The 22,374-nt window shown below is 64.0% G+C and carries 23 protein-coding genes and 4 tRNA genes; 14 read left to right on the plus strand and 13 right to left on the minus strand.

The genetic code is table 11. The features are described from left to right. Positions 1–119: 119 nt before the first annotated feature. Complete coding sequence (locus AC0L4C_RS13690) at positions 120–986, plus strand: aldose 1-epimerase family protein (protein ID WP_473400204.1); 867 nt, start codon at positions 120–122, stop codon at positions 984–986. Here AC0L4C_RS13690 and AC0L4C_RS13695 read toward each other — a convergent pair. From AC0L4C_RS13695 to AC0L4C_RS13735, 9 genes are all read right to left on the minus strand, one after another. Next, positions 983–1,984 carry a LacI family DNA-binding transcriptional regulator gene (locus AC0L4C_RS13695; protein ID WP_473400205.1) on the minus strand — a complete coding sequence of 334 codons (1,002 nt, stop codon included), beginning with the start codon at positions 1,982–1,984 and terminating at the stop codon, positions 983–985. The two genes, AC0L4C_RS13690 and AC0L4C_RS13695, sit on opposite strands and share 4 nt — an antisense overlap. Before the next feature lie 24 nt (positions 1,985–2,008). Continuing rightward, the gene (locus AC0L4C_RS13700) at positions 2,009–3,025 is read right to left on the minus strand and encodes an ABC transporter permease (RefSeq protein WP_473400206.1); all 1,017 of its coding nucleotides are present in this window, start codon (positions 3,023–3,025) and stop codon (positions 2,009–2,011) included. Next, positions 3,025–4,596: a sugar ABC transporter ATP-binding protein gene (locus AC0L4C_RS13705; protein ID WP_473400207.1), complete on the minus strand. Its 1,572-nt coding sequence runs from the start codon at positions 4,594–4,596 to the stop codon at positions 3,025–3,027. Before AC0L4C_RS13705 ends, AC0L4C_RS13700 begins: the two co-directional genes overlap by 1 nt. Before the next feature lie 94 nt (positions 4,597–4,690). Beyond that, positions 4,691–5,638, minus strand: coding sequence for a substrate-binding domain-containing protein (locus AC0L4C_RS13710; RefSeq protein WP_473400208.1), 948 nt, complete (start codon positions 5,636–5,638; stop codon positions 4,691–4,693). A gap of 258 nt (positions 5,639–5,896) precedes the next feature. Beyond that, positions 5,897–7,105 carry an L-talarate/galactarate dehydratase gene (locus AC0L4C_RS13715; protein WP_473400209.1) on the minus strand — a complete coding sequence of 403 codons (1,209 nt, stop codon included), beginning with the start codon at positions 7,103–7,105 and terminating at the stop codon, positions 5,897–5,899. A 147-nt stretch (positions 7,106–7,252) separates the two neighbouring features. Continuing rightward, a tRNA-Glu gene (locus AC0L4C_RS13720) sits at positions 7,253–7,327 on the minus strand. Positions 7,328–7,381: 54 nt separating this feature from the next. Then, a tRNA-Glu gene (locus tag AC0L4C_RS13725) sits at positions 7,382–7,456 on the minus strand. Positions 7,457–7,512: 56 nt separating this feature from the next. Next, on the minus strand, positions 7,513–7,977 hold the full coding sequence (locus tag AC0L4C_RS13730) for a D-Ala-D-Ala carboxypeptidase family metallohydrolase (RefSeq protein WP_473400210.1): 465 nt from the start codon (positions 7,975–7,977) through the stop codon (positions 7,513–7,515). A gap of 119 nt (positions 7,978–8,096) precedes the next feature. After that, positions 8,097–8,516, minus strand: a complete 420-nt coding sequence (locus AC0L4C_RS13735) for a VOC family protein (protein ID WP_473400211.1) — start codon at positions 8,514–8,516, stop codon at positions 8,097–8,099. A gap of 215 nt (positions 8,517–8,731) precedes the next feature. Here AC0L4C_RS13735 and AC0L4C_RS13740 point away from each other — a divergent pair, with 215 nt between their 5' ends. From AC0L4C_RS13740 to AC0L4C_RS13755, 4 genes are all read left to right on the plus strand, one after another. Next, the gene (locus AC0L4C_RS13740) at positions 8,732–9,352 is read left to right on the plus strand and encodes a cold-shock protein (protein WP_473400213.1); all 621 of its coding nucleotides are present in this window, start codon (positions 8,732–8,734) and stop codon (positions 9,350–9,352) included. A gap of 85 nt (positions 9,353–9,437) precedes the next feature. Continuing rightward, the gene (locus tag AC0L4C_RS13745) at positions 9,438–9,908 is read left to right on the plus strand and encodes a DUF192 domain-containing protein (protein WP_473400214.1); all 471 of its coding nucleotides are present in this window, start codon (positions 9,438–9,440) and stop codon (positions 9,906–9,908) included. 145 nt (positions 9,909–10,053) lie between these two features. Continuing rightward, complete coding sequence (locus tag AC0L4C_RS13750) at positions 10,054–10,494, plus strand: ArsR/SmtB family transcription factor (protein WP_473400215.1); 441 nt, start codon at positions 10,054–10,056, stop codon at positions 10,492–10,494. A gap of 195 nt (positions 10,495–10,689) precedes the next feature. Beyond that, a complete protein-coding gene (locus tag AC0L4C_RS13755; protein WP_473400217.1) occupies positions 10,690–10,881 on the plus strand; it encodes a hypothetical protein in 192 nt (63 codons plus the stop codon). A 45-nt stretch (positions 10,882–10,926) separates the two neighbouring features. Here AC0L4C_RS13755 and AC0L4C_RS13760 read toward each other — a convergent pair. Together AC0L4C_RS13760 and AC0L4C_RS13765 are read right to left on the minus strand one after the other, a co-directional pair. Next, positions 10,927–11,002, minus strand: a tRNA-Arg gene (locus tag AC0L4C_RS13760). A gap of 33 nt (positions 11,003–11,035) precedes the next feature. Further along, a complete protein-coding gene (locus AC0L4C_RS13765; protein WP_473400218.1) occupies positions 11,036–12,121 on the minus strand; it encodes a LacI family DNA-binding transcriptional regulator in 1,086 nt (361 codons plus the stop codon). A 165-nt stretch (positions 12,122–12,286) separates the two neighbouring features. Between AC0L4C_RS13765 and AC0L4C_RS13770 the strand changes: the two genes are divergently transcribed. The 9 genes from AC0L4C_RS13770 (at position 12,287) to AC0L4C_RS13810 (ending at position 21,818) form a co-directional block, all read left to right on the plus strand. Beyond that, on the plus strand, positions 12,287–13,525 hold the full coding sequence (locus AC0L4C_RS13770; protein ID WP_473400219.1) for an ABC transporter substrate-binding protein: 1,239 nt from the start codon (positions 12,287–12,289) through the stop codon (positions 13,523–13,525). Between the two features lie 224 nt (positions 13,526–13,749). Continuing rightward, complete coding sequence (locus tag AC0L4C_RS13775) at positions 13,750–14,589, plus strand: carbohydrate ABC transporter permease (RefSeq protein ID WP_473403523.1); 840 nt, start codon at positions 13,750–13,752, stop codon at positions 14,587–14,589. Then, positions 14,586–15,509, plus strand: coding sequence for a carbohydrate ABC transporter permease (locus AC0L4C_RS13780; protein WP_473400220.1), 924 nt, complete (start codon positions 14,586–14,588; stop codon positions 15,507–15,509). The genes AC0L4C_RS13775 and AC0L4C_RS13780 overlap by 4 nt, the downstream gene beginning before the upstream one ends. 6 nt (positions 15,510–15,515) lie before the next feature. Further along, the gene (locus tag AC0L4C_RS13785; RefSeq protein WP_473400221.1) at positions 15,516–16,595 is read left to right on the plus strand and encodes an ABC transporter ATP-binding protein; all 1,080 of its coding nucleotides are present in this window, start codon (positions 15,516–15,518) and stop codon (positions 16,593–16,595) included. A 133-nt stretch (positions 16,596–16,728) separates the two neighbouring features. Continuing rightward, a complete protein-coding gene (locus AC0L4C_RS13790; RefSeq protein WP_473400222.1) occupies positions 16,729–17,475 on the plus strand; it encodes a sugar phosphate isomerase/epimerase family protein in 747 nt (248 codons plus the stop codon). A gap of 12 nt (positions 17,476–17,487) precedes the next feature. Then, positions 17,488–18,231, plus strand: coding sequence for a sugar phosphate isomerase/epimerase family protein (locus tag AC0L4C_RS13795; RefSeq protein WP_473400223.1), 744 nt, complete (start codon positions 17,488–17,490; stop codon positions 18,229–18,231). Positions 18,232–18,234: 3 nt separating this feature from the next. Then, a complete protein-coding gene (locus AC0L4C_RS13800; RefSeq protein WP_473400225.1) occupies positions 18,235–19,374 on the plus strand; it encodes a Gfo/Idh/MocA family protein in 1,140 nt (379 codons plus the stop codon). 226 nt (positions 19,375–19,600) lie between these two features. After that, positions 19,601–20,656 carry a sugar phosphate isomerase/epimerase family protein gene (locus AC0L4C_RS13805; protein WP_473400226.1) on the plus strand — a complete coding sequence of 352 codons (1,056 nt, stop codon included), beginning with the start codon at positions 19,601–19,603 and terminating at the stop codon, positions 20,654–20,656. A 10-nt stretch (positions 20,657–20,666) separates the two neighbouring features. Then, positions 20,667–21,818, plus strand: coding sequence for a Gfo/Idh/MocA family protein (locus AC0L4C_RS13810; protein ID WP_473400227.1), 1,152 nt, complete (start codon positions 20,667–20,669; stop codon positions 21,816–21,818). 56 nt (positions 21,819–21,874) lie between these two features. Here the strand turns inward: AC0L4C_RS13810 and AC0L4C_RS13815 are convergent, their stop codons facing one another. Together AC0L4C_RS13815 and AC0L4C_RS13820 are read right to left on the minus strand one after the other, a co-directional pair. Then, positions 21,875–22,180: an ETC complex I subunit gene (locus AC0L4C_RS13815; RefSeq protein WP_473400228.1), complete on the minus strand. Its 306-nt coding sequence runs from the start codon at positions 22,178–22,180 to the stop codon at positions 21,875–21,877. Between the two features lie 29 nt (positions 22,181–22,209). Further along, positions 22,210–22,286: transfer RNA gene (locus AC0L4C_RS13820), tRNA-Pro, on the minus strand. Positions 22,287–22,374 lie beyond the last annotated feature (88 nt).

Raw genomic sequence — 22,374 nt, forward strand, 5'->3', positions numbered from 1 at the left:
GCGACAAATCACGCGGTGTTGAAAGAGGCGGCGGCGGGGGGAGTTCCCGAGATTGCCCTTGCATGCCGGCGGTGCAACGGAAAAGCTGTCGTCTCCTTGATGCAACGTGATGGCCCACTGTGAAGATTCTCGAAAACGACGCCCTGCGGATCGAACTGTCGGAACTTGGCGCCGAGATGCGCTCGCTCAAAACGGCCGATGGCGCCGAGTGGCTCTGGCAGGGGGATGCCGCCTGGTGGACGGGGCGGTCGCCGCTGCTGTTTCCGGTCGTGGGGCGCAGCCCGAAGGACAGCGTCAGCGTCGACGGCGAGAGCTTTCCGATGAAGCCGCACGGCTTCGCCCGGACGCAGGAATTTGCGGTGCAGTCGGAGACGCCTGAGCAGGTGGTGTTCGTGCTGCGTCCCAACGAGGTGACGCGGGCTTCCTATCCGTTCGAGTTTGCGCTGATGCTGGTCTACGAGCTGAACGGGCCGACGCTGGAAATCACGGCGACGGTGTTCAATCGCGGTGACCGGCCGATGCCGGCGCAATTCGGGTTTCATCCGGCTTTCAACTGGCCGCTGCCGGGAGCGGCGGGGGCGGAGCATGTCGTGGAACTCGAGGGGACGCAGCCCTCGGGGTGCTACCGGCTCGATGCGGACAAGCTGCTGCTGCAGACGCCGCAGGCGACGCCGTTCGCCGACGGGCGGCTGGTGCCGGATGCGGCGATGTTCGAGGACGATGCGATGATCTTTCTCGACGGCGTCGGTACGCGGATGAGCTTTGCCGGCGGGCCGTCGCGGCTGGACATCGTGGCCAAGAACCTGCCGCAGCTGGGCATCTGGCAGAAGCCGGGCGCGCCCTATCTCTGCATCGAGCCCTGGCAGGGGACGGCGCCGTTTGCCGGCACGGGCGATGATCTGGCGACGCGCAACGGGGCGATCATGCTGTCGCCGCGGGCGTCAGCGAGCTTTGTGATGGAGATTACGCCCAAGGTCGCCGGCTAGGGCCGGACCGAGCCACGCAGGATGAGGTGTGATTCGAGCATGACGCTGGTGGGCAGCGGCACGGCGCGGTCGAGGTAGTCGATGACGGCGCGCACGGCGGCGGCACCGATATCGGCGGCGGGCTGGCGCACGGTGGTCAGCGGCGGGAAGGTGTGGGCGGCCATCTCGATGTCGTCGTAGCCGACGACGGAGACGTCCTCGGGGATTTTCAGGCCGCCCTCGTGCAGGCCGTGCATCAGGCCGATGGCGAGCACGTCGCTGAGGGCAAAGACGGCGTCGGGGCGCTCGGCCAGGGGGCGGGCGAGCAGCTGACGGGCGGCGGCGAGGCCGCCGTTCATGGTGAGGTCGGTGCGTACGACCATGCGGGGCGTGAGCTGGCGGCCGTAGGTCTTGAGGGCCTTGCCGAAGCCGGCGAGCCGGTCGGCCATGCGCGGGTGGCTTTCGGGACCAGAGACGATGGCGATCCGCTCAAAACCCTTGTCGACAAGGAAATGTGCGACCTGTTCGCCGCCGCCGGTGGAATCGTCGGTGAAAACCGAGGGAACGGTGCCGGCCGGGGCGTCGATGGCGACGACCGGCACGCGCTTGATCTGGCCGAGCCGGCGGAAGAACTCGGGGCTGGCATTGGTGGTCATGACCACGACGGCGTCGACGCGCTTGGTGAACAACATCCGCATGTAGGCGACGAGATGCTGGGCCACGTCGTCGGTGTTGCAGATCATGAGCGTATAGCCGGTCTCGAAGGCGGCCCGCTCGACGCCGCGTATGACCTCGCCGAAGAACGGGTTGGAGGTGGTGGTGACGATCATGCCGATGGTGCGGGTGCGCTTGGACTGCAGCGCACGGGCGACGCCGGACGGGAAATAGCCGAGATCGGCGATGGCGGCGTTGACCCGGCCGGCGGCTTCGGCGCTCACCGGCCGGGAGTTGTTGATGACGTGCGAGACGGTGGTGAACGAGACATTGGCCCGTCTCGCAACGTCCTTGATGGTGACCATTTCTGCCTGACTGTCAGCCTTCGATCATGAGCGGGCACGCGACTTGAGCCAGCGGTCGAAGGCCACGGCGACGATCAGGATGAGGCCGATGACAATCGACTGCGTATAGGACGAGACATTGTTGAACTGCAGGCCGTTCTGCAGCACGCCGATCAGCGCGGCGCCGACGACGGTGCCGCCGACGCTGCCGATGCCGCCGAACAGCGAGGTGCCGCCGATGACCACGGCCGAGATGACGGTGAGCTCGTAGCCCATGCCCGCGACGGCCTCGGCCGAATTGAGGCGGGCGGCCAGAACGAAGGAGGCGAGGCCGGCGAAGAAACCGACGATCACATAGACCGAGATCAGGATACGATCGACGCGCAGGCCGGAGAGCCGGGCGGCCTCGGCATTGCCGCCGACGGCATAGACGGCGCGGCCGTAGCGCGTATAGCGCAGCACGATGTGACAGAGCAGGGCGGCGACGGCAAAGATGACGACCGGGACCGGAACCGGTCCGATCAGCCCGGTGCCGAACCAGCGGAAATCGGCATCGAAGCCGGAGATCGGACCGCCGTTCGACAGCGTCAGGGTCATGCCGCGGAAGATGGTGAGGCCACCCAGGGTGACGACGAAGGGCGGCACCTTGAGGCGGGTGATGGCCATGCCCTGCACGCCGCCGGCGATGCTGCCGACGGCAAGGGCGGTGAGCAGGGCGGCGAACCAGCCGAGGCCGGCACCTTCCGAGGCCGAGAGCGAGAGCGTGCTGGCGGCACCGCCCTTGGCGACAATGGCGGCGGACATGCCGCAGAGCGCGAGCAGCGAGCCGACGCTCAGATCGATGCCGGCGGTGAGGATGACGAAGGTCATGCCGAGCGCGATCAGGCCAGTGATCGAGATCTGGCGCAGGATGTTGAAGACATTGATCGGGTCGATGAAGCTCGGCTTGAGCGCGGTGAACACCGCCATCAGCACGATCAGGAAGAGAAGGGGCCCGAACTGCTTGAGGATACGGAAGATGTTGGGGCCGCGACGGGCGGCGGTTTCAGTGGTGGTGGTCATCAGGCGTCTCCCCGCCGCTGATCGAGCGCCATGAGCGCCATGAGTTTTTCTTCGGTGGCATCGCTGCCGGACATTTCGCCGGTGATCCGGCCCTGGCGCATGGTGACAATGCGGTCGCTGACCGCAAGCACTTCGGGCAGTTCGGACGAGATCACCATCACGGCAATGCCGCGGGCGGCAAGCTGGACGAGGATCTGGTGTACCTCGGACTTGGCGCCGACATCGACGCCGCGTGTCGGCTCATCGACGATCAGCACCTTTGGATTGCGGGCCAGCCAGCGCGCCAGGATGACCTTCTGCTGGTTGCCGCCCGACAGCCCTTCGATCGGCTGTTCTGGCGAGGCCATGCGGATCGAGAGCAGTGCCTTGTAGTCGGCGAGCGCGGCGCGCTCCTTGCCCTCGTTCATCAGTCCCAAGCGGTTGGAATAGGTGCCCAGCGCGGCGACGGAAAAGTTCTGCAGGATGCCCAGCATGGCAAAGATGGCCTGGTGCTTGCGATCCTCGGGCACCAGCCCGATGCCCAGGGCGATGGCGTCGGCGGGCGAAGCGGGATGGATCGCCTCGCCGTCGAGGGTGACGGTGCCGGCGGCAATGCGATCAGCGCCGAAGATGGCGCGTGCCAGTTCGGTGCGGCCGGAGCCGACGAGACCGGCCACGCCGAGGATTTCGCCGGCCTTGAGGTCGAGATCGACGCCGTCGAGCACGATGGCGTGGGGGGCGTCGGGGTCCCGCGTGGTGCGGAGGCCGCGTACGCTGAGGCGCACGTCACCGGGCGCTTCAGCGTGAGCTGGGCGTTCGTAGAGTTCGGAGGCAGCACGGCCGACCATCTTTTCGATGATCTGCGGGATGGCGATGGGGCCACCCTCGCGATGCAGGTGCCCGGCCAGCCGGCCATCGCGCAGCACGGTCATGCGATCGCAGATGGTGGAGGCCTCCTCGAGGCGGTGCGTCACGAACATGACTGCGACGCCGTCGCTGCGCAGGTTGTCCATGATCGAGAGCAGTTGCCGGACTTCGGTTTCGGTAAGCGCCGAGGTGGGCTCGTCCATGATGATGAGGCGGCTCTTGAGAGAGAGCGCGCGGGCGATCTCGACCAGTTGCTGTTCGGCCACCGACAACGCCGAGACCGGGGTGTCGGGCGAAATGGTGAGGCCGACGCGGGCGATGATCGTTGCGGCTTCCTCATGCATCTTGCGCCAGTCGATGAGGCCGAAAGCGCCGGTGGGGGCACGGCCAATGAAGATGTTCTCGGCGATCGAGAGCGTCGGGATCAGGCTGAGTTCCTGATAGATGGTGACGATGCCGGCGCGCTTGGCGGCGTCCGGGCTCGATGGCCGATAGGGCGCGCCCGCAAAGGTGATGCGGCCGCTCGAGGGCGGCTGGGCGCCCGAGAGGATCTTGAGCAGCGTCGACTTGCCGGCGCCGTTCTCGCCGAGCAGGCCGAGGATCTCTCCTGCCCGGACATCGAGCGAGACATCGTCGAGGGCGGTGACGCCGGAAAAATGTTTGGAAATGCCGGACACTTCGAGCAGTGCCGGCGTAGGTTGATTGACGGTGGCTGTCGCAGCCATCGGCCCCTCCGAATTCGAGACGACGCCTGACCGGGGCATCAACCGCGGTCTGCTTGCACAGACCGCGGCGACACCCCGACCAGCGGGAGGCGACTTACTGGGCTTCGCCGAGACGCTCGGCCTTGTCCAGGTTGTCCTGACCGATCACGATGGGCGTGAGCAGCACCAGCTTTTCGGCTGGCTCGGTCTTGTCGGTGGCGTAGGCGACGGCGATCTTGACGGCGGTACGCGACTGTTCGCCGGGGAACTGCTCGACGGTGCCGGCCAGCTTGCCGTCGCGGACGGCGACCAGAGCTTCGGGCAGGGCGTCGAAGCCGTAGATCTTGACGTCGGTGAAGCCGCGGGCAGCACAGGCTTCCACGGCGCCGAGGGCCATGTCGTCATTGGCGCAGATGATGGCATCAGGCTTGCCGTTGGCGGCGAGGCCGGCCTCGGTGACCGACAGGCCCTGATCACGGGCGAAGTTGGCCGTCTGCTCGAAGATGATCTGGTACTTGTCCGCCATGCCGTCGAGGACGTTGTGCACGCCCTTGTTGCGGTCGATGGCCGGGCCGGCGCCGGGCTGGCCCTGCAGGTGGAAGATCTTGGCGCCATTGGGGAAGGCATCGACCAGAGCCTGTGCCTCGGCTTCGCCGCCCTTGACGTTGTCGGCGCCGACATGGGCGAGAATGCCTTCGACGCCGTCAACGCGGCGGTCGATGGTGACGACCGGGATGCCGGCCTGAACGGCCTGCTCGATCGCCGGCGCCAGGGCGTTGACGTCGAGCGGCGAGATGACGATGGCATTGACCTTCTGCACGATGGCCGCCTCGATATCGGCCGTCTGCTTGGGCGCAGAGTTCTGGCCATCGCTCTCGATGAGATTGACGCCCGATGCCTCGGCCTCGGCCTTGATCTGGTTGAGCATGTGCACAAAGAACGGGAAGCCCAGGCTCGGCACCGAGCCGAGGATGGTGAGCTTGTCCTGCGCGAAAGCAGCGGGCGCAGCAGCGGCCATAACCGTCAGTGCGACCGAAGACATCAGAAAACTGCGTCTATTCATGGGATTGTCCTCCTCCAAAAACCTGGACGCGTGGCTGAGCTTGGTCGCGTCTGGCCATCACGTCGCGGGAAAGCTAAACCGTAGCAAACGTTTGCGCAAGCACTAACATGTTAGCATTTAGGTGCGGTACGTACGTCAAATGGCGTCCGGGCCAGCCGGCCGCTGGTCCCGCAGAGGCGAACAGCGGACGCCGAACGCAAACCGCTTCACGGTCACATGGCCGGGCCGAGCCGGCGACAGTGCCGCCAGCCCATGCAGCTATTTCCGCTTGCCAGTTTCGCAGCTGTCGACGGTCCAGGCGCGGGCCTGGTCGCTGATGGTGAAGCCGAGGCCGGGGCGGTCGGAAACGATCATGCGGCCGTCCCTGATCTCGAGATGTTCGTTGAACAGCGGGTCGAGCCAGTCGAAATGTTCGACCCAGCTGTCATGGGCATAGGCGGCGGCGAGGTGGAGGTGGATCTCCATGGCGAAGTGCGGCGCCATGTTGAGATAGTTCTGCTCGGCGATGGTGGCGATCTTGAGGAACTGGGTGATGCCGCCGACGCGCGGCGCATCGGGCTGGATGAAATCGACGGACCGGTGCTCGATCAGCGACAGATGTTCCGCGACGCTGGTCAGCATCTCGCCCGAGGCGATGGGGGTGATCAGCTGGGCGGCGAGGCGGGCGTGACCCTCGACGTCATAGGCATCGAGCGGCTCCTCGATCCAGACGAGGTTGAACTCCTCCATGGCCCGGCCGACGCGTTCGGCGGTGGGACGGTCCCATTGCTGGTTGGCGTCGACCATCAGGGCGACACGGCCGTCCACCGCCTTGCGGACGGCGTCGAGGCGGGCGAGGTCGGCCATCGGGTCGGGCTGGCCGACCTTGATCTTGATGCCGCCGATACCGGCTTCGATGGAGGCTTCGCAATTGGCCAGCAGCTCGTCGGTGGGGGTGGAGAGAAAGCCGCCCGAAGTGTTGTAGCAGCGGACCGAATCCCGCCGGGCGCCGAGCAGCTTGGCCAAGGGCAGGTCGGCGCGCTTGGCCTTCATGTCCCAGAGGGCGACATCGAAGGCGGCGATGGCCTGGGTGGCGAGGCCGCTGCGGCCGACCGAGGCGCCGGCCCAGATCAGCTTGTCCCAGAGGCGCGCGATATCGTTGGGGTCCTCCCCGATCAGGCTGGGGGCGATCTCCCTGGCATGGGCATAAAGGCCGTAGCCGCCGGCACGCTTGGAATAGGAAAAGCCGATGCCCTTGTGGCCGCGCTCGCTTTCGATCTCGGCAAAGAGCATGGCCACTTCGGTGAGCGGCTTCTGCCGCCCGGTGAGCACCTTGGCGTCACTGATCGGGTTTTTCAGCGGCAGCAGGATGAGCGAGAGCTTGATCCAGGCGATGCGATCGGTGGTGGCGACGCCGGGTGGCAGGCCCGCGAGACGTGCTGCCGCCGGAATGCCGGACGCTGAAGTGGTCGTGCCGGTATCGGCCATGGTGTGCTCCTCCTCGAGTAGGGCGCTACCGTAGTGGGATGGAGCGCCAATGCGAAATGCGACCTAGGGCTATTTCGAGGATGCTGCACATCAAAAAGGAAATGTGCCCGCAAGGTGTGGTGTAGGCACTGGCAAGAGGGGGGAAGTTGGCGCGCCCAAGGGGAATCGAACCCCTGTTCCCGCCGTGAGAGGGCGGTGTCCTGACCGCTAGACGATGGGCGCGGATCAAGCTCTTCAATGTGCGCAACCTAGCCGCTCTCGATGAGCGAGGGAAGGTGGCGCGCCCTAGGGGAGTCGAACCCCTCTCTGCACCGTGAAAGGGTGCCGTCCTAACCGATAGACGAAGGGCGCTAAGCGCGTGGTCCGTATAGGGGTGCTTCGCCGACGATGCAAGGGGGTTTTGACGCTTAACAGCCAGAGAATGTGACGGGCTTGTTCCAGCCCCGCGGCCGGGCGCGGACATCGATGTGGATGAAATTGCGGCCCGGATAGCAGCCGAGTCCACCGACAGCGCTGGTTCGCTTGGCGAAGGCGATCAGCTTCCGCTTGTCGACGCCGGGGATGTAGAAATCGGCGGCCATGCACTTCATGTGATAGGAGTTGTCGGTGCCGCCGACGCTGGCATTGTGGAACGGGTCGCGGTAGCCGGAGTTCATGACGATCTTCTTGCCGAAGTGGCCCTCGAACTCCCAGATGGCGAAGCGCAGCTTGGGCGTGAGGCAGAAGGCGTTGACCTTGCTGGAGGTGACGTAGGTGCCAAAGCTCTGCTTGAGGCCGCGATAATCCTTGCTGCCGGACGACGCGAACATGGCAAAGGGCAGGCAGCCGCTCAGCATGAGCGCAGCGCCGAGCGCCACGAGCATTTTCTTCATTGTCACTTCCCCGGCGCGACTGCACGCCCTGCTGTGCAAGGCAATGCCCGCCCTGCAACAGGCGGGAAAATAGCGCCGGGGAGGCTAAGGGCAGACTAACCCGACTGGTAAACGGGTGGTTACCAGCTGCCGGTGTTGGGCATGGAGGCCCAGGGCTCGGCGGGGGGCAGGGCGTCGCCCTTCTGCAGGATCTCGAGCGAGATGTTGTCGGGCGAGCGGATAAAGGCCATGTGGCCGTCGCGCGGCGGGCGGTTCACGGTGATGCCGAGCTTCTGCATCTTCTCGCAGAAGGCGTAGATGTCATCGACTTCGTAGGCGAGGTGACCGAAATTGCGGCCGCCGGTATAGACTTCGGGATCCCAGTTGTAGGTGAGTTCAACCGGGCAGTCGGGCTGGCCGGGAGGGGCGAGGAAGATCAAGGTGTAGCGGCCCTTCTCGTTCTCGATGCGGCGGACTTCTTCAAGTCCGACGGCGTCGCGATAGAATCGCAGGCTGGCGTCGAGGTCGGTGACGCGCACCATGGTGTGGAGATACTTCATAACAGGCCTTTCATACGGGATTGCCGGGTGACGAAACGGTCGCCCGATAGATGGATATTCCCGCGCCGTGGCGGCGAGATTTCAACAGGGTGCAAAAGCGACAACTAAATTGCAACGACTCCTTAACTTTTGGAAGTGAATCGGCCAAGGTGCTTTCAGTCTTGTGGGCGTACCTCGTTTAGCGGCGGGGACAGTGTACGAAAAGGCGTAGGGCTATGGGGGCCAAGTTCACAGCCGAGGATGACGAGTCCGCTCGCGCATACGAGAGTGGCACCGACAGTGGTGCCGGGGTCGATGCGGGACATATCGATGCGGGCATGGACGTCATCGAGGTGGTTGGCGCGATCAAGTGGTTCGATGTGGCCAAGGGCTTTGGCTTCATCATTCCCGATGACGGGCGGCCCGATGTGCTGCTGCATGTCACCTGCCTGCGCCGCGACGGCTACCAGACTGCCTATGAAGGCGCCCGCGTTGTCTGCGAGGCGCTGGCCCGCCCAGGCGGCCTGCAGGCCTTCCGCATTCTCTCGATGGACGAATCGACGGCCCGTCATCCGGCGCAGATGCCGGCAGCGCGCACCCATGTGACGGTAGAGCCGACCAGCAAGCTGGAGCGGCTCGAGGTCAAGTGGTTCAACCGCATCCGCGGCTTCGGCTTCCTGTCGGCGGGCGAAGGGGCTCCGGATGTGTTTGTGCATATGGAGACGCTGCGTCGCTTCGGCATTACCGAATTGCGTCCCGGCCAGTATGTGCTGGTGCGTTACGGCAACGGGCCCAAGGGTCTGATGGTGGCCGAGATCCGGCCGGATGGCTGGGGCGACGCGCCAAGCTCGCACTAGGCAAATTCCTTAACCTGCGATTGACTAAGGGGCGCCGCACTTGTCTTGTGGCGGCCCGTGTTGTTGTCGTCTTGGACCCGTTCAAATGCTTGCCTTGTTTGGTCGTTCTGCAGCCTTGGTTCGTGGCCTGGGCATTGTCGTTGCCGTCCTCCTCGGCCTCGTGCCGCTGGCGGCGTGCAGCAGCGACGACCGGCTGGTGATTCACACCTCGACCGGGGACTATCCGTTCACGATCGAACTGGTGGATACGCCCGAGGGGCGGCAGAAGGGGCTGATGTTCCGGCAATCGCTCGACGCCAATGCCGGCATGCTGTTCGACTTCAAGCGCGAACAGGTGACGAGCTTCTGGATGCAGAACACCCTGATCCCGCTCGACATGATCTTTGTGGCGCCCGACGGGGTGGTCAAGACCGTGCATGTCAACGCCAAGCCGCTGGACACGACCTCGATCTCGTCGGAAGTGCCGGTGCAGTTCGTGCTGGAAATTCCCGGTGGCCGCTCGCTGGAGATCGGGCTCCAGCCGGGGGACCGGATCGCGCATCCACGGATGCGCTAGGCGCGACTCCGGCGGCTGCCGCGAAGGGGATGCAGAGGGTTGTGGATGCGCGGCGTGTCGCGCGGCTTTTGCGGCCGGTGCAGCTTGACTCGCATCGGGCCGATCGGGAGTGTTGCTCGCGTAACGAACACGCTACGGGAAGCAGATGACGCCCGCCAAACAGTTCTCCGCGCTTGCCGACCCGACCCGCTGCCGGGTGATCGAATTGCTGACGGACCGGCCGATGCCGGTGCATGTGCTCACCGCTGCCTTCGCGATCAGCCGGCCGGCGATCTCGCGGCATCTGCGCGTGCTCAAACAGGCGGGGCTGGTCAAGGAGATCAAGCAGGGCCGGGAAAACGTCTATTCGCTGCAGCCGCAACGGTTCAGGCCGATGCTGGCCTGGATGGAGCAGCAGGCGGGGCAGGCGAGGGCGGCGCCTGCCGCAAAGACCGCCAAGGCGGCGCGCTTGCCGCGTGCCGTGGTCAAGCCATTGCCCAAGGCCGAGCTGGTCGCCGTCGACATCGTCAAGACCATTGCGCCCAAGGTGCGCCCGAAGCCCGTGGCCAAGCCGCCGGCATCGCATATGCAACTGGACCTTTTCTAGCCGGTTCACGACGTCGCTGCGCCGATTGCTGCATACTGTCGGCTGATCACCGCCATCCGTTCAAGCATGCCGCGACAAGGCGGCGGGCCTCTCGCGCCGAAGCGACGGCGACGGCGCGCTGTCAATCATAAGTTTACCCAATGATTGTCATTGTTGCCGAACGTTGCTAGCCCTCACCGCGGGAGGCGTTGCCAGGTGATTGTTTTACTTCTCGCTACGTTCGTCGTTGCCTTGACTGTGCTCACATTTGCCGCTGCTTGGGTGGCCGACGTGACGGGCATGTTCAGGACGCTCTACATCAAGCTACCGTACCGGCAGGTGTTTCGGGCGACACGCTGGGGTGCTGCCGGCGCGGTCACCTTGCTCGTGGCCGAGATGGTCAGCTAGTGCGGGGTGCTGGCTTGCCTGCGGATATTGGGCAGGACCGGCGGTTGGCGACCTCGGCAGGAATCGAACCTGCGACCAATAGCTTAGAAGGCTACTGCTCTATCCGCTGAGCTACGAGGCCGTGGGGACCGTTTAGCCTATGTCGCGCCGCTTGTCAGCGCAGTGATCTGGTGCTGTCTCGCACAATCAGATCCGAACGCAGCGTAATGCGCCGCGGCGCGCCGGGTGCAGCGGCCCCTTCAAGGATGTCGATCAGGGATTCGGTGGCCAGCCGGCCGATCTGCTCGCGCGGCTGGCGCATGGTGGTCAGGGCCGGCGAATAGTGCTCGGCGATCATGATGTCGTCAAAGCCCATCACGGAGATATCCTCGGGCACCTGGACCCCTTGCTGGTGGAATCGGGAGATCAATCCGATGGCCATTTCGTCGTTGGCCGAGAAGATCGCCGTGGGGCGCTCCTCAAGACGGAGGAACGCGTCGGCGGCAGCGTAGCCGCTGGGCATCGAATACGCGCCGTGCACCAACCACTCGGCCCGTACCTCCAGCCCGGCGCGGCGCATGGCGTTCTTGAAGCCGATAAAGCGCGGATTGGGCTTCTCGTCGCGAGACGGGCCGATGATGTGGCCGATCCGGGTGTGGCCCAGCCCGATCAGATACTCGGTCGCCCGCTCGGCGGCCTCGACATTGTCCATGAGGACCGCTGCGACGTCGGGCTTGGGAATCTCGTCAAAGGAGACCACCAGCGGCACGTGACCCTGGGCATTGGCGAGCACCTGGAGCAGGGAGGTATCGACGCCGCCGTCAAACAGCAGCAGTCCGTCGGCCCGGCTGGAGAGGAAGTAGTCGTTGAGCAGTTGCGTGGCATTGCCGGCAAAGCGATTGGCGACAAGCAGGCCATAGCCGCGCGTCGCGGCTTCGTCGACGACGGCATCGAGCATGGTCGAGTAGAACGGATTGCCGATGTCGGGAAGGGCGATGAGGATCGTCCGCGCGGCGCGCATGCGCAGGGACCGGGCCGCCTGATTGATGGTGTAGCCAGTCTCGCGAACGGCCATGGTGACGCGTTCGCGCGTTTCTTCGGAGACGCGATCGGGGCTGCTCAACACCCGGCTGACGGTTGCGGTAGACACGCCGGCGTGACGCGCAACGTCCTGAATTGTCGGATTTTTCTTCGTCGTCACCATAGTCTGGAGCGCTCCCTCCGTCGTCGCCCCGGGACACATGTAAATCGAACTTGACATGCGTGCAAGGAATGTCTGAAATGCATGCAATCGATTGCAAGGGTCCGAGGGACATTCCGATGTAATCGATTACATAAGATCCGGGCGCAGTTATCGAGGCTGAGACCTGTGGCTGAATCTTTCGCAGGAGCATCCGCTCCACGTGATCGTTGGGAGGACTAACATATGAAGAAACTTGTGTCGGTTGCGGCATTGATGACCGCTGCCCTGCTTGGCAGCACGGCCGTTCGCGCTGCTGACGTTGAAGTCATTCACTGGTGGACGTCCGGTGGCGAACAGGCCGCCGTTTCCGTTTTCGCCCGCGAGTTCGACGCGCTCGGCGAAGACAAGTGGGTCGATACCGCCATTGCCGGCGGCGAGAACGCCCGCTCGGCAACGCTGCAGCGTATTCTCGGTGGTGATCCCCCGGGCGCCGCTCAGTTCAACCCCGGCCGTCAGTATGAAGAACTGATCGCCGGCGGCATGCTGCTCGACCTGACCGACCTCGCAAAGTCGGAAAACTGGGAAGGCATCATTCGCCCGGCCTCGATTTCGGCAGCTTGCCTGGTCGATGGTCACTGGTGGTGCGTGCCCGTCAATATCCACTCGTGGAACTGGGCCTGGGCCTCGGTCCCGGCTTTCGAGAAGGCCGGCGTGCCGCTGCCGAACAGCTTTGACGAGTTCCTTGCTGCCGCTCCGAAGCTCCAGGAAGCCGGCGTGATCCCGTTCGCCATCGGCGGCGAGTCGTGGCAGATCTCGGGCGCCTTCGGCGTGCTGCAGACCTCCATGCTCGGCGTTGAGAAGCGCGAGAAGATCATGAAGGACAAGGACATCGAGCTGGCCAAGGCAGAGATGCCGGCAGTGTTCACCAAGTGGCGTGAGTTCAAGCAGTATAGCGACGAAGGTTCGGCGAACCGCAACTGGAACGACACGACCAATCTCGTCGTGACCGACCAGGCCGCCCTGCAGATCATGGGCGACTGGGCTCGTGGCGAGTTCGGTGTGGCGGGCGAAAAGCCCGGCGTGGACTATGCCTGCCTTGCACTGCCGACATCGCAGCCGACGGTGACCACCGGTGGCGACATCTTCCTGTTCCCCAAGCAGTCGGACCCGGCTGTTGAAGCGGCTCAGCTGAAGATGGCTTCCATGATGATCAACCCGCAGGTCCAGGCGCTGTTCAACAACGCCAAGGGTTCGATGCCGGTCCGTGCCGACGTCGACATGTCGCTCGCCGACGACTGCATGAAGAAGGGTCTCGAGATCATCGGCAATGAAGCCAATGTGGCTCAGGACGCCGGCCGCTGGCTGTCGAACGACACCACCGGCCAGATGAACGACCTTGCAGCGCAGTTCTGGGCCGACGACTCCATGTCGGTCGATGACGCGGTCTCCAAGTACGTCGAAATCCTGCAGAACGCCGACTAATCGGTCTATGCTGACCGGGTGGCGCCAGAAATGGTGCCGCCCGGTTGTTTTTATCCGCGTTACCGGTTGCGCAATCATTCCGGGGCCGGGCCGTTCAATCAGGCGGGGAGTGAGCCATGACCCAGATCGCCCAATCCGGCGATAGCGCTGCCGAGTACGTGGCTGGAAGCAAGCCGCGCACGCGCAGACGCTTCAACTATCAATCCGTGATCGGAACGACGCCGATGATCGCCACGGCGGTCGGCGTGTTTGTGATCTGCATCATCTTTTCGATCATCTGGTCGTTCACGAACTCCAAGCTGTTCCCGAACTTCAATTTCATCGGCTTTGATCAGTACGAGCGCCTGTGGCGCACCGACCGCTGGATCATTTCGGTCCAGAACGTCTTCGTTTACGGCGTTCTGTCGATCGGCCTGGGCATGGTGTTCGGTTTTCTCCTCGCAGTGTTCATGGACCAGCGGATCAAGCAGGAAGACCTGTTCCGTTCGATCTTCCTTTACCCGTTTGCCATGTCGCTGGTGGTGACCGGACTCGTCTGGCAATGGATGTTCGACCCCAACCTGGGCATCCAGTCCGCCGTGCGCGAACTGGGCTGGACCGGCTTCGAATTCGCGCCGCTGGTGAAGTCGGAGACGGCGCTTTACGGCGTGGTTCTGGGCGGCATCTGGAACGGCGTCGGCGTGACCATGGCGATCATGCTGGCAGGTCTGCGCGGCGTGGACTCCGAGATCTGGAAAGCCTCGAAGATCGACGGCATTCCAGCCTGGAGAACCTATCTGTTCATCGTCCTGCCGATGATGCGGGGCGCCATTGCGACCTCGTTCGTGCTGCAGGCCACCGGCGTGGTTCGCGTGTTCGACATCGTCATCGCCATGACCCAGGGCGGGCCGGGCGTCTCCACGCAGATGCCGGCAATCTACGTCATTCAACACATTACCGACCGCGTGAACGTGGGGCAGGGCATGGCTGCAGCCACGATGATGCTGGTTCCGGTCATGGTCCTGATCTCCCTGCAGTACTTCCTGCGGTGGCGGTCCAATCGCAAGGCGGCCCGGGCATCATGAGCAGCGAAGCCATTTCTTCAGGCGCCATGGGCGCCACGCAGGCGACCGGGCCCAGCGGTCCGCGCCCCACAAAGATCACGATCTCGCGCATCGGCGTCTACGCCTTCCTGGTGCTCGCGGCGCTGTTCTTCCTGATGCCGCTGTGGGTGATGGTTGTCACCTCGCTCAAGGGCATGCCGGAAATCCGCCTCGGCCATCTGTTCAACTGGCCGTCCGAGATCACCTTCGAGCCATGGCTCAAGGCCTGGGATACGGCCTGTACCGGACGCGACTGCAACGGCCTCAAGCCCGGGTTCTGGAACTCGGTCAAGATCACGGCCCTGTCGGTGCCGGTATCGATCGTGATCGCCATGATCAACGGCTACGCTCTCAGCTTCTGGCGCTACAAGGGATCGGAACTGCTGTTCGGCGTGCTGATCTTCGGTGCCTTCGTGCCGTACCAGGTGGTGATCTATCCGCTGATCATCGGCCTTTCCAAGGTCGGCCTGTTCGCCACGCTGCCGGGCATCGTGATCGTCCATACCATCTTCGGCATGCCGATCCTGACGCTGCTCTATCGCAACTTCTTCGCCTCGCTGCCGGCCGAACTGTTCAAGGCGGCACGTGTCGATGGCGCGGGATTCTGGGGGATCTTCTTCCGCATCATGTTGCCGATGTCGGTGCCGATCACCGTGGTGGCGATCATCTTGCAGACGACGGGCATCTGGAACGACTTCCTCTTCGGCACGGTGTTCGCCGGGCGCGAAAACATGCCGATGACAGTCCAGCTCAACAATATCGTCACCACGACGACGGGTATCCGCGAATACAACGTGAACATGGCAGCGACCATTCTCACGGCTGCGGTGCCGCTCGTGGTCTATTTCATCTCAGGAAAGTGGTTCGTACGCGGCATCGCTGCCGGTGCGGTCAAGGGGTAATCAGCGATGCAGCACAGTGTTTCCATCAAGGACCTGAGTCTCAGCTTCGGGCATGTGAACGTCCTCAAGTCACTCGATCTCGACATCGCCCAGGGCGAGTTCATCGTGTTGCTCGGGCCGTCGGGCTGCGGCAAGTCGACCTTGCTCAACTGCATCGCCGGCCTGCTGGATGTGTCGGAAGGGCAGATCTTCATCGGTGGCAAAAATGTCACCTGGGAAGAGCCCAAGGACCGTGGCATCGGCATGGTGTTCCAGTCCTACGCGCTTTACCCGCAGATGACGGTAGAGCGGAACCTCAGCTTCGGCCTGCGCGTGGCGCGAATGAAGAAGGAAGAAATCGATCGCCGCGTGAAGCGGGCGGCCGAGATCCTGCAGATCGAACCGCTGCTAGAGCGCAAACCGGTGGAACTGTCGGGTGGCCAGCGCCAGCGCGTTGCCATCGGCCGGGCCCTGGTGCGTGACGTCGATGTCTTCCTCTTCGACGAGCCGCTGTCGAACCTCGACGCCAAGCTCCGCTCGGATCTGCGCGTCGAGATCAAGCGGCTGCATGCGCGGCTCAAGAACACCATGATCTACGTGACGCACGACCAGATCGAGGCGATGACGCTGGCCGACCGGATCGCCATCATGAAGAACGGCGTGATCCAGCAGCTGGCTGATCCGCACACGATCTACAACAAGCCGGTCAACCTGTTCGTTGCCGGTTTCATCGGATCGCCGTCGATGAACTTCCTCAGCGGCTCGCTGGACGGCACGGCCTTTGCCACCGAGAACACCTCGATTCCGCTGGGCGGCTACCAGTTCGCCAAGGCGGCGAGCGGCAAGACCGACGTAGTGCTGGGCATCCGGCCGGAGCATATCGCGGTGGGCGAGGATGCCCGCAAGATGCCGTTCCAGTTCGAGAGCGAGATCGAGATCGTCGAGCCGATGGGCGCCGACACGATCGCCTGGACCAAGCTGGGCGGGCAGTCGATCACCTTCCGTGCGGCTTCGGAAGTCGCGCTGGCTCCGGGCCAGAAGGTGACGATCGGCTTTGATCCGGCGCGTGGCTCGGTGTTCGACAGCAAGAGCGGCGATCGTCTCTGATCGGTGTGAGGGGCTCACCTTACCCCGCGCGTGGATCACTGGTTGAGACGCGTGCGAGCGTCGCATCATGTCAGCTTTCGACCCGCCCCGGCCCTCAGCCCGGGCGGGTCACTTTCAACTTAAGAGGCAATCCATGGATTTCTCATATCAGCTCTACAGCTCGCGCAATTTCCCGCCCATCGATGAAGCGCTCGGGCGCGTTGCCAGGATTGGCTACAAGCAGGTCGAGGGATTTGGCGGACTGTACGAGGATGCCGCCGGGCTTGCCGCCAGCCTGAAGAAACACGGGCTCAGCATGCCGACCGGCCATTTCGGCCTGGCACAGCTCAAGGATACGTCGACCGCGCTCAAGACGGCGGAGACGCTGGGCATGAAGGTGCTGTACTGCCCCGCCATCCCCAAGGAAGAGCGGTCGCAGGGTGAAGCCAAGTGGGTGGAGCTGGGCGAGACCCTGGCCGAGCTGGGCGAGACCTTCCGCAAGAACGGCTTCGGCTTCGGCTGGCACAACCACGATTTCGAGTTCAAGGCGACCGAGAACGGCAAGCTGCCGATGGACATCCTGCTGGCGACCGCGCCCAACAACGACTGGGAAATGGATGTCGCCTGGGTGGTGCGTGGCGGCCACGACCCGATCGAGTGGCTGAAGAAATACGGGGCGCGGATCAATGCCGTGCACGTCAAGGACATCGCACCGGCCGGGCAGAATGCCGACGAGGATGGCTGGGCCGATGTCGGCCACGGCACCATCGACTGGCCGGCCCTGCAGGCGGCGATCAAGTCGCACACCAATGCGCGCTACTGGGTGATGGAGCACGACAATCCGTCTGACGACAAGCGGTTTGCCGAACGCTCGTTCGCCGCTGTCAGCGCCTGGAAGTAAGAGGAAACGAAAATGGATATCGGATTTCAGCTGTTTTCCGCGCGGAACTATCCGCTGGCGGACGTGCTCAAGAAGGTTGCGGCCCTCGGCTACAGCCATGTCGAAGGCTATGGCAGCCTCTACACCGATCCGGCTGCGCTCAAGGCGATGCTCGACCAGAATGGCCTGACCATGCCGACGGCCCATGTGGGCCTCGACGATCTGGCCGACAGCGCAAAGTCGCTCAAGCTCGCCGAGACGCTGGGGATCAAGGTGATCGTCTGCCCGTGGCTGGCGCCCGATCAGCGACCGACATCGGCGGATGGCTGGAAGGCGTTCGGCGAGAAGCTGCAGACGATCGGCAAGCCCTATCAGGATGCCGGGCTGACCTTTGGCTACCACAACCACGACTTCGAGTTCGCGACCTATGACGGCCGCTACGCGATGGACATCCTGCTCGAGGCGGCCCCGGCCGTGAATGTCGAGGCCGACGTCGCCTGGATCGTCCGCGGCGGTGCCGATCCGGCGCCGTGGCTGGAACAGAACGGCGACCGCATCGTCGCCATCCACGTCAAGGACATCGCCCCTGCCGGCGAGAACAGCGACGAGGACGGCTGGGCGGATGCAGGGCAGGGCGTCGTGCCGTGGAAGAGCTTGTGGCAGATCGCCCAGACCAAGACCAAGGCGCGCTATTTCGTCGCCGAACACGACAATCCCAACGATATCGACCGGTTCGCCAGGCGTTCGATCGCGTTCATCAAGTCTCTCGGAGCATAAATCATGGCCAAGACCTATGGCGTCGGCATCATGGGCGCCGGCAATATTTCGGCTGCCTATCTGCGTCTCGCACCGCTGTTCAAGAATCTGGAAGTGCGCGGCGTTGCCGACGTGGTTCCGGCCGCGGCGCAGAAGCGGGCGGATGAGTTCAACGTGCCGGCGCAGACGCCGGACGAACTGCTGAAGAACTCGGAAATCGACGTTGTCGTGAACCTCACGGTGCCGGCGGCGCACTACCAGGTGACGACGGACATCCTGTCGGCCGGCAAGCATGCCTATTCGGAAAAGCCGTTCGTGCTGTCGGTCGAGGAAGGCAAGGCAATCAAGAAGCAGGCCGACGAGCGCAAGCTCAAGGTCGGCTCGGCGCCGGACACCTTTCTGGGCGGCGCGCACCAGCAGGCGCGTGCCATCATCGACTCGGGCAAGGTCGGCAAGATTGCGTCCGGCACCATGCACGTGCTCAGCCGCGGCATGGAGCACTGGCATCCGAACCCGGACTTCTTTTTCCAGGTGGGCGGCGGACCGATCCTCGACCTCGGGCCGTACTACATCACCGACCTGATCAGCCTCGTCGGACCGGTCAAGCGGGTGACCGCCTTTACCGGCATGGCGCGGGCCGAGCGCGAGGTGACGGCCGAAGGCCCGTTCAAGGGAACGATGATCAAGGTCGGCACGCCGACCACGATCCATGCCGTGCTGGAACTTGCGAACGGCGCCATCATCACGCTGGGCACCAGCTGGGACGTGTCGAGCCACGGGCACCACAATATCGAGCTCTACGGCACGGAAGGCTCGGTCTATGTGCCCGATCCGAACTTCTTCAACGGCGAAGTGACCATCACTGACCGCGCCGGGACCAAGGAGATCGTGACGCCCTGGGATCACCCGTTCGGCAAGGCCAACCAGGATCTCGACAAGCCCAATCCGCGAGCCAACTACCGCAATGCCGGCCTGAGCGACATGATGGATTCCATCGAGACCGGCAAGAAGGCGCGTTGCGACATCGACGTGGCGCTGCATGCGATCGACGTGATGACGTCGATCCTGAAGGCTGGCGAGACCGGGCAGGTGATCACGCTGTCGACGACCTGCGAGCGTCCGGCGGCGCTCGGACCGGACGAGGCGCGGGCGCTGCTGCGCTGAGCCTGCAAGACGTATGGAGAGGTCCTCGGCGTGCCACGCGCGAGGGCCTTTTCTTTCCGGCCAACATCTTGCCCTGCCTTGACAGTTCGGAGGGCGCGGTGAAGGTTGTCACTGACATGTTAGCGGCCTTGGCCGCAATGCAAATCCCTGCCTTGCGGCGGGTGAGGTACGTACACATTCGAACCGGCGCAAAGCCGACAAGCGTCATGCGAGGAGGATCGTTTCCATGAAGACAATCAAGGGCCCAGCCATTTTCCTGGCGCAGTTCGCCGGCGATGCGGCGCCGTTCGATACACTGGACAATATCTGCAAGTGGGCCGCCGACCTTGGCTACAAGGGCGTGCAGATCCCGACCTGGGTGTCGAGCTTCATCGACCTGGAAAAGGCGGCGACGTCCAAGACCTATGCGGACGAGCTGAAGGGACGCGTTCAGGCAGCGGGTGTGGACATCACCGAGCTGTCGACCCACCTGCAGGGCCAGCTGGTTGCCGTGCATCCTGCCTATGACCACGCCTTTGACGGCTTTGCGGCGCCCGAAGTGCGCGGCAACCCGAAGGCGCGGACCGAGTGGGCTGTGCAGCAGCTCAAGTGGGCGGCGCAGGCCTCCAAGAATCTCGGCCTGACGGCCCATGCGACGTTTTCGGGCGCGCTGGCCTGGCCCTATCTCTATCCGTGGCCGCAGCGCCCGGCAGGGCTGGTCGAGGAAGCCTTCGACGAACTGGCGCGCCGCTGGCTGCCGATCCTCAACGAGTTCGACACGAACGGCGTGGATGTCTGCTACGAAATCCACCCGGGCGAGGACCTACACGATGGCGTCACCTACGAGATGTTCCTCGAGCGGGTGAAGAACCATCCGCGCGCCAACCTGCTGTACGATCCGAGCCATTTCGTGCTGCAGCAGCTGGATTACCTGCAGTACATCGATTTCTACCACGAGCGGATCCGGATGTTCCACGTCAAGGACGCCGAGTTCAATCCGTCCGGCAAGCAGGGCGTCTATGGCGGCTTCCAGTCCTGGGTGAACCGGGCCGGGCGCTTCCGGTCGCTGGGCGACGGGCAGGTGGATTTCGCCGGCATCTTCTCCAAGCTGAGCCAGTACGGCTTCGATGGCTGGGCGGTGCTGGAGTGGGAATGCGCCATCAAGTCGGCGGAGCAGGGCGCGGCCGAAGGGGCACCGTTCATTGCCAGCCACATCATCGAAGTCACCGAGAAGGCGTTCGACGATTTTGCGGCATCGGGCACCGATACGGCCGCCAATCGCAAGATGCTCGGCCTGAGCTAAGGGGGACAAAATGGCAGAGAACGGATCGCCCCGCATTCGGCTGGGCATGGTGGGTGGTGGTACGGGCGCCTTTATCGGCTACGTGCACCGGGTGGCGGCGCGGATTGACGGCGACTATGACCTCGTGGCGGGGGCGCTGAGCTCGAACCCGCAGACGGCGCTGGAATCGGGCAAGAATCTCGGGCTGGCGGAAGATCGCATCTACACCAGCTACGAGGACATGGCGGCCAAGGAAGCCGCTCGTCCGGATGGCATCCAGGCGGTGTCCATCGTCACACCGAACCACGTGCACTTCGGTCCGGCCAAGGCCTTTCTCGAGGCCGGCATTCACGTCATCTGCGACAAGCCACTGACCTCGACGATCGAGGATGCGCGGGCGCTGGCGGCGATCAAGCCGAAGAATGGCGCCAAGTTTTTGCTGACCCACAACTATACCGGCTACCCGCTGGTGCGGCAGGCGCGCGACCTGATCAAGTCAGGCGCGCTCGGCAAGATCCGCGTGGTGCAGGTTGAATATCCGCAGGACTGGCTGACCGAGGCGGCCGATCCCGGTAACAAGCAGGCATCGTGGCGCACCGATCCGAAGCGTTCCGGCGCCGGCGGGGCCATTGGCGATATCGGCACACATGCCTACAATCTGGCGCGCTATGTCACAGGGTTGCAGACCGAAGCGGTGAGTGCCGACCTGCAGAGCTTCGTCGAGGGCCGCGAGCTCGACGACAATGTGCATATCCTGCTGCGTTTTGCGGGTGGTGCGCGTGGCATGCTGTGGGCCAGCCAGGTGGCGGTGGGCAACGAGAACGGCCTGCAACTGCGCGTCTATGGCGAAAAGGCCGGCCTCGAGTGGCGGCAGGACAATCCGAACTACATGTGGTTCACCGAGTTCGGGAAGCCCAAGCAGTTGCTGACGCGGGGCGGGGCGATTTCGGCGCCGCCGGCTGCCTCGATGAACGTGCGCATTCCGGGCGGCCACCCTGAGGGCTATCTCGAAGCCTTTGCCACGCTCTACAGCCAGTTCGCGGCGATCATTCGCGGCGATGGCCAGGACTATGCGGACCTGCTGCCGACGATGGCCGATGGCGTTGAGGGCATGGAGTTCATCATGGCGTCGGTGAAGTCGAGCCAGAACGATGGCAAGTGGACCAGGTTCAGCGAAGTCTAAGGCCTACCGCAGTGCGAAAACACGAAGGGCGCCGATGGCGCCCTTTTTCATTTCCGTCAGTGCGTCCAGGGTGACTTGCGGTCGGAGCGGAAATTGTCGGTGTAGCTGGAGCGCTTGGGCGTAGGGATGTGCTCGGGCTGGACCGAGTAGGCGAGACCGTTGCGCTGGGCGTAGGCCTCGGCCTCTTCGAGCGTATCGAAGGTGAGGCGGACCTGCTGCCGGGTATCGGTGGAGGAGGTGTAGCCCATCAGCGGCTCGATCTGCTTGGCCGTTGCCGGCTCATGAACGAGAACCCAAAGGCGGGAATTGCCGCGGCCGGACTGCATGGCATTGGGTGCCGGGCGGAAGATACGTGCGGTCATGACCGAGAGATCCTCGTCTTTATCCAAAATGGTCGGGGCAGAGTGATTCGAACACTCGACCCCCGGTTCCCAAAACCGGTGCTCTACCAGGCTGAGCTATACCCCGAACATGATCCATTCCGTTACCCAGTCGCGCGGCAAAGGGCAAGCGAAAGCGCGGCAAATTGCGTGAGTTGACGCGGTTGCGGAAAGCG

This window comes from Devosia sp. J20-27 (assembly GCF_055808595.1).